7 protein-coding genes and 1 pseudogene are annotated in these 7,224 nt (G+C 48.8%); 7 read left to right on the forward strand and 1 reads right to left on the reverse strand.

Annotated features, from left to right (window positions below; translation table 11 throughout):
- The first annotated feature begins 729 nt into the window (after positions 1-729).
- From ACEW8P_RS18720 to ACEW8P_RS18750, 7 genes are all read left to right on the forward strand, one after another.
- Positions 730-1,032: a hypothetical protein gene (locus tag ACEW8P_RS18720; protein ID WP_373514601.1), complete on the forward strand. Its 303-nt coding sequence runs from the start codon at positions 730-732 to the stop codon at positions 1,030-1,032.
- Positions 1,016-2,119, forward strand: a complete 1,104-nt coding sequence (locus ACEW8P_RS18725) for a helix-turn-helix domain-containing protein (protein ID WP_373514602.1) — start codon at positions 1,016-1,018, stop codon at positions 2,117-2,119. Before ACEW8P_RS18720 ends, ACEW8P_RS18725 begins: the two co-directional genes overlap by 17 nt.
- A gap of 335 nt (positions 2,120-2,454) precedes the next feature.
- On the forward strand, positions 2,455-2,655 hold the full coding sequence (locus ACEW8P_RS18730; RefSeq protein WP_373514603.1) for a hypothetical protein: 201 nt from the start codon (positions 2,455-2,457) through the stop codon (positions 2,653-2,655).
- A gap of 30 nt (positions 2,656-2,685) precedes the next feature.
- Positions 2,686-3,429, forward strand: a complete 744-nt coding sequence (locus ACEW8P_RS18735; RefSeq protein ID WP_373514604.1) for a hypothetical protein — start codon at positions 2,686-2,688, stop codon at positions 3,427-3,429.
- A gap of 787 nt (positions 3,430-4,216) precedes the next feature.
- On the forward strand, positions 4,217-4,627 hold the full coding sequence (locus ACEW8P_RS18740; RefSeq protein WP_373514605.1) for a hypothetical protein: 411 nt from the start codon (positions 4,217-4,219) through the stop codon (positions 4,625-4,627).
- On the forward strand, positions 4,608-4,964 hold the full coding sequence (locus ACEW8P_RS18745; RefSeq protein WP_373514606.1) for a hypothetical protein: 357 nt from the start codon (positions 4,608-4,610) through the stop codon (positions 4,962-4,964). The genes ACEW8P_RS18740 and ACEW8P_RS18745 overlap by 20 nt, the downstream gene beginning before the upstream one ends.
- A gap of 5 nt (positions 4,965-4,969) precedes the next feature.
- A complete protein-coding gene (locus tag ACEW8P_RS18750; protein WP_373514607.1) occupies positions 4,970-5,611 on the forward strand; it encodes a hypothetical protein in 642 nt (213 codons plus the stop codon).
- Positions 5,612-5,869: 258 nt separating this feature from the next.
- Here the strand turns inward: ACEW8P_RS18750 and ACEW8P_RS18755 are convergent.
- Positions 5,870-6,214 (reverse strand): annotated as a pseudogene (locus ACEW8P_RS18755) (DUF4145 domain-containing protein); the annotation flags it as partial.
- Positions 6,215-7,224: the final 1,010 nt, after the last annotated feature.

Below are 7,224 nucleotides of genomic sequence, written 5' to 3' on the forward strand. Positions count from 1 at the left end.
TCTCCATCACCGAATATCTTTGGTCCACGCCCAGGGAGTTCAGGGTATTAATAAGCTCGGGGGAAAGCTTATGCATGAGGGCATTCGTCAGATCGGTGGTCTGGAATGCGTGGCGTGGGGTGGCTGTGGATGCTGATAGTAGGTTGATCATGTCGATCTCCTGGGGAACCGAGATTAAATCCGCTTGTTGTTACTGCTAATGCTTGATTATTCAGTAAGGTACTAATCAATGCATGTGCCACAAACACTCTGAGCGGAGTATCTTAGTAACTCGTTTGAAATAGGGACTTGCGGCGGGAAGTCGCATTCAGTAGCAAGTCCCGGAATTGGATACCGGGTATCCAACAAACTAGCAAAATCTTTTGCGCTGGCTTTTGAGGGGTCTCAGACGGTGGTAACCAGGTATACAGCTGTGTATTTGGTATTCAACTATTCGGCTTTGCCCTAAAAGTCGCCTTTGACCCAAAAGTCCAAAGTCTGACTCAGAAGTAGCGGGGGGCTGGCTTTGCTGCAAAAGTCTAACTTGATGCAAAAGTAAGAAGGTTGACGCAAAAGTCCAAGAGGCTGTGACCGGTCGGTGGAAAATGCGCCATGCGACAAAAGCGGTAGAAATTTAACGCCCCTGTTAAGTTTTAACTGACCTGTTAAGTTTTGACCCTGCTGTTAAACTTTGCGCGGCTGTAAAATTTTCGTTGCACATGTCATGTTGCAGTGTTAGGATTCGCGCTCATGAATACATTTGAACCTTGGGTAGCCTACCCACCGCTCACGCAAGTTCGTCTGTCGGCCATCGCCACGATTCTCCGAGATGTACGACAGAAAACGGCTGATAAACACGAGGCCGAGGATGGCGACAGTGAATGGAGTCTCGGTTGTCGCATTTACTCCCGGTCGTGTTTTGCGATCAGGCAGGCAGCCGCTAACTGCGATTGGCTCACCATTCTCCCCGAGAAGGAAGGATTGCCAACAACAGAGGAAGCGGAGAAGGAAGCGGAGAAGGAAACAAGAAATCGCGATGTCAATTCCCAGTGAAAGTTTTTCTGGGGCGCGCTTGCAGTTGGCTCGTGAGTTCAAGGGTCTTACACAAAAGCAGCTCGGTGATGAGGTCGCTGCCGCTCATTCCCTAATCTCATTCTATGAGTCGGGAAAGAGGAAAGACCCCGCACCCGACCTTGTTGAGGCTCTAGGTATAGTTCTCGGTTTCGAGCCAGGTTTCTTCTACGGAAGACTTGAAGACGTTTTCCAAGAAGAGCAATGCAGTTTCAGGCACAAGCGTAAAGCCACAGAGAGGTTGAAGGATCAAATCCGCGCGCGGGCAACGCTGGGCGGCATGGTAATCGCGCGACTAAGAAAGCTTTTTAAGTTTCCAAGCCTGAACGTTCCAGAACTCTCGGCCTCAAACAATGAGGACATCGAAAGAGCCGCCGAACATTGTAGGAAGCACTGGGGTCTCGGACTCGAGGGTCCTATCCTACAAATGAGCCGAGTAGTCGAACACGCTGGAATCGTCGTTCTGAGGAACATTATTCAGAGTACAGATATTGATGCTTTCTCCAGAATTGGCCCGACCACTGTTATTTTTCTTAATCAGAAAATACCCAGCGCCTCTCGCTGGACATTTGATCTGGCGCATGAATGTGGACACTTAGTCCTACATCGCGGTATAGCTACCGGCGGCATCGAAACAGAGAAAGCAGCCGACCGCTTTGCCAGCGCGTTTTTGATGCCACGTAGGGCATTTAGCAGAGAGTTCACTTCTGCCCCATGGACTTTCAGTCACGCCTTTGACCTAAAAAAACGTTGGCAAGCAAGCGCGGCGGCTATCGTGCGTCGAGCATATGATCTGGACCTATTGAGTGCCGTGCAATATAGGCGAGCATTTCAATACATGTCCTTGAAGGGCTGGACTAAGGGGGAGCCTTTTGAGCCTACAAACTTTCAACAGCCAGAACTCATGGATAGCGCCCTGAATGGCCTCGGAGATCGGATAGCCGTAACACGGGAGGCGCTTTGTACGGAACTTAACTTCACACAGGAAACTTTCACAGAGATAACCGGATTGCCACTAAATAACGGCAAGAAAAATAAAGCCGAAGTCCTTTCGTTCAGACACCGCTAAAGAACAAGATAACGGCAGAACGGACTCAGGCGAGCCCGTAATTAAGATCGCCGAGCCGCCATAGGCTTCTTTCCGTCCTGTCTGAAAGGGGCGCAGCTCGCGCCCCTTAATTATTTCATTGCACCCTAATTGCCAGAACTGTTAATCTTCGACCCGAAAAGGGCAGATTGTTGCAGATAGGCCCTTTTTCACTGCCAAACTCCAAAAACAAGCCCTTTTCTCAGTTTCCTACTAAATAGGTATAAGTGTCGGCAATCCGCGTCAAGTAAACAGGCATCTGACATAACCCCGAAACGTGCGGGGTTGATAATTCGTACTATTAGCAGGAGTCACAAATGAGTACGCCAAAGCCAGCTAAGACATCTGAATCATCTTACACGGTTAAGTTTAGCAATAAGACGGGCGGTGCTTATGCTGACATGAAGGCCGTTATTCAAAGCGAACGCAAGAACTGGGACTCCAAGCCCTCTCAAGGCGATTCGTTGAAGAATACCAACGGGAGCAAGGCCCAACCCAACGTCCCAACTAAGAAATAAGATTATCCAATAATTTAAGGCAAATCCTCCGTGCCGTTTAATCTACTCCTCCTTCCACTCATAGGCGGTTTCGTCCTTCTCTCCCACTGGAACTTCACTCTCTATTTCGCCAAAAGACTGGACAAGGAAAGGTTACTCCTCTACTCGTCGCTGGTCGGGGCAATTCTGCTGGGAGTCTCATTTGCCACGTCAATAGTTATTGCCTCAAGTCCTGATTGGACAGCTTGCTATTACTTATTAAAACTTCGTAAATGGTGGGCATTCAACACCCCAGCCTTTGACTATTCAGGTGTAAGCGCTTTCGCCTTAATGCTCGGGGTGTTAGGGCCACCCGTGCTCAATCACCTTTGGCCGATTAAGAAATTGTGGACTAAAGAGAAGCAAGGCGCTAAAGCTGTGCGTGACTTTGGTAGCCCGTTGGAACAGTTGTTGTTAAAGGCCTTGAAAGAAGAAAAAAATGTAATGGTGACGCTTACTAATGGCAAAGTCTACATCGGGCGGGTTGCCACCTCTTTGGCTCCAGAAGATGAAACATCCTTTTCTCTGTTGCCCAACAAGAGTGGTTATCGCGAAGGTGAAAAGCAGAGACTTGAACTAACAACTCATTATGATGTGGCTTATAAGCGAATACTCGAAGGCGAAACTGATGGCGAAGATGTGATTGCGGATTTTGGGGTGGTAATCCCCGTGAAAGATGTTGTGTCCGCTACGTTGTTTAGGGGTGATATTTATACCAAGTACTTCCCTCACGCCAGCAAACTTATTGACCCATAAGTCAAATTCCTGACCCATAAGCGACCCGTATTTTCGACTTATGAGGCAAAGCTCAACTATTCAACTATTCAACTATTCGGCTTTGCACATTAAGTCGGGTTTTGAGGTGACTTTTTGTGCAGGTGATTAGCTTTTGTGCCAGAATTCCTTGACAGGCAGTTTTAGCGAGACTAGATTGCCCGTAGTTTCCCTGTTCGGATTGCTCTTTGAAAATTTTGAGGGAGGTGCGATGCACTGGCGCAAGTGTTTAGAGCCTGAGGCTCTACGCCTACTTGGCTACATGTTGCTACCATACTTTTACACACTAACTGGTCATCCCGAGATCGCAATGGCTTACGCTCTAATCGCCACGGCATATCTCCAACTCTTTAAACGCAAATAACCTCGTAATAGCAAACCACCTCGGCAATATTCCGCGACGTTCCCGTCGCGTTTTTATAGGCAAAGCCTACTGACGAGATTCCGTGAAAACCGGACGAAAAAAACGAATAGGGAAAAGGCCCCGCTATGATCTTGGCGGGGCCTTTTTTTGTCATCCAGTGTGACATTTGAGCCTAGACCAGCAACGGGCGAAGGCGCCCGCTTAGCCGGAATAATCTACCGACGTGCTAATTGACGATTAAACTTGGACTGTAATCAGGTTGAAGGGATATCTTGACAAACAGAGGGCGAACGATTTAACACGTTCGCCTTTTGTTTTGCCTTAGGGAGGCTATTGCCCTGCATGATACAATCTTCCTGCGAAGCAGGTATTATGCAGGGCAAATGGCTTGAAAATAGTGGGGAAATGGCCGAAAAAGACACAATCGAAGAGGACGGAAACTCGTCTCATCGAGAGCACGAGGTTGTTTTTAAATACGTGAAGAGTAACTTCTTTAGGGTCATCCACGCGGACGGAGCGTGGGGAGGTCTCTCACCACGTGGCGATATACACATCTCCTTTTATAACGAACGGGCGGCCATTCCAGATAGTAGTAGCTTTACCGTCGCCGAAGAAGGAATAGTTAAGCCGGAGCAGTTCACAACAAGCAGTAAGCTGGTTCGGGAGATTGAGGCTGACATAATAGTAGATTTACTCACTGCGAAGTCATTGCATAACTGGCTTGCTAACAAAATCGAAGCCCTCGAATCCCTTATCCAAGAAGCCCAAAAAGAGCAGAAGGAAGCAGTCAAAGTCGATGATCAAAAAACTGCATAACTACGCAATCTCAGAAGCGGATATTAAGGCCATTCTCAGACAGCGTGCGTTATTAGCTAGCCGATCTCCATTGCCAACTTCTAGTAATAGTTGTACGGTGCCTGCTCATCTGTACATTGCATGGTCGGATTCATCTACGCCATACATTTCTTTCCCCGAAGTGCTCAAGCAACAGCAGATTGCCAAAAGTGTGCGGATTGTCAACGAACAACAGAGCATGGCTAAGGAATATGCTGCTAGAGTTGTGCCTTTTGAAAAGCCCTTTCCGAAGGATGAAACTCCATATCAGCCCGCGATCCCGAAAGACGTTCCGCGCTTGCGGAAGCTTCGTAAATAAGCAAAATGTACACCCGCATCGGTGAGCACGTTGATCTCTGCCAAGGCGACATAATAGGTAACGTAATCCTCAGCACTGTACCTGACCTCGCAAACCCCCAACTCTACAATAATGTCGGTGAACCCATTGTAGTGGGAAACGTTCCCCTACCGCCGGGTATTGGAGTGATGGCAGCGGCGGAAAAATCCAGCGTCCTCGTGTTGTCTCAGTGTTGCGATTGCCTGCGAAAGTCGCATATTTCTGTTTGTCGGATTATTCCTCTCGATGTGTTTGATAAATCCTATTCTATGAAATCCCCAAAGAAAAAGGTGGAGCATATTCAAGAGTCTTACCAGCGAGCAGGAGCAAGGCCGGATGCGTTTTACCTACAAGAAGATCCTGGTGGCTTTCCGAGGTCAGTAGCTTATCTCTTGGAAACTTACAGCATCCCGCGAGCAATGAATGCGGATTATTTAGTGGCCAATCGATTGCTACGCCTACATCAAGAAGCTCTTTTCGATTTACAATTCAGACTTGCCTTTTGCTTCGGTCGATTCGCAACGACCGATGACTATATGCTCACGGATGATGATAAAGCCCTTGTGAGCCCCCCGCCACCCGCAGCCGAAGTACAACCGCCCGATCAAGCTGCTGCCGCACAAGAATAGAATCGCATAAGTGACAAGGGGCGCAGGTTGCGCCCCTTTCCATGCCCCGCCGTGCCATGAATGTCCCGTCGAAGGGTTACATCATAGCACCTTCCTGCGCCCAAAACTCAGGTTAATATTCAATTCAAACATAGACTGAATTAGCCAGCAAAGTGTTGGCCCATAATTTGTTGTCTAATTCAGTCGATGTTTGAAGTGAACATTAGATCGGAGCTTTGGGGCGCAAGAGAATGCTTTGATTTAATTGCGTCTCCCGTATCATTCTTGCGTTGGGTTTACTCGCTTATTGTGCGCGTTTAAGAGGGCAGGCATTACATATACATGGTGAAAGAATTCTCTCGTAAAGGCGATCATTTCTTTCACGTCATCCTCAGTAAACGTGTCTAGGTCGCCCGTGAATGTTCCGCCATCGCTCGCGCCTACCGTAGCGACTTCGGGTGACTTATCTATAGCTTTCTTTTTGTCGTGCAACCCACGGTTCGCCGTCAACCGTACAGCATGGGCCATCTGTCTCAGCGACTCGGTGATTTTGCCTTGCGCCGCTAGGTTATCAATCTTGGTTTGTAGGTTTTTGCCTTTTGCGCCTAATTGTACGCAGCTCGCTTCGACTGCAGCGGCACATAGCTACCGCCGCTTTATATGACTTGACCCAAAGGCATCGCAGTGCTTCGGCAAAATCAGCGGCAATACCCGAGTCAGTCGCCGCTACCTCTTTAGGAACAGAGTCGTCCGGCTTTCCCAGCGGGTAATGTTCTTGGTATTCGATTTCGTGTTGCCGTCTAATCGCAATGCCCAGAATGTACTTTAGGCAGGATTGACATCTCATTGCCGCGCAGATTGACACTTCGGAAGCGTCTGGTGTTAGTAGCTCGGCATATTGGCTTCCCACGATCATAAATACTGAGAAGCTGGTGCAATGGGGACACGTTCCCGTCAGCGAGAACCCATTACTACCTGCCTCTAATACGGTACAACGCATATCTCTTGGCCATTCCCTCCACAGCGTAGCGGCGAACGAAGCGCACAGAAACGCAATGAGCCCATTGTCTACCGTAGGCTGGTTTTTTCCAATAGTCATCGCTGGGCTTTCTGCACAAAAACTCCGAAGTCTGCACAAAAAGTCACCTCAAAACCCGACTTTATGTGCAAAGCGAACTATTCGACGATTCAACTTCGGCTTGGCCCCACAAGGCCGACTTGCACTTAGCCTCTGAGGCCGAAAGAAAAGTCGCGCGACGATAGGCGTTCTATTTGGTGGGTTTCGGCAGAAGCGAGGCGATGAGCGAGAAGACAGAAGCTACGCCGGCGAGAATCATGGCAAACGCCAGGAGGCTAAGCGCGATACTCAAGAGGGAAGGTTGGTTAGGTTGAGTTCGTGCCGAATAGTGGAGTTACAACCCATCGAAGTAATGCGAGAGCTGCGCTGCTGCCGGCAAAAACCAGAATCGAGACGCGCGCCGTAGGGTGATAGCCTTTCATTCCAAATAAGCGTGGGCGCTGGTTTTGTGGAAAGCCAAGCGTGAAGCGCCGCTCCCATTCAGAGATTTAGAAATCCGATGGCAAGGAAATAGAGTCCAAGGTCATACAGGCCAAGAGTGTCCAGGCTGTTCGCG

Origin of the sequence: Persicitalea sp., from assembly GCF_041751555.1 — a bacterium.
Classification (GTDB): Bacteria; Bacteroidota; Bacteroidia; order Cytophagales; family Spirosomataceae; genus Persicitalea.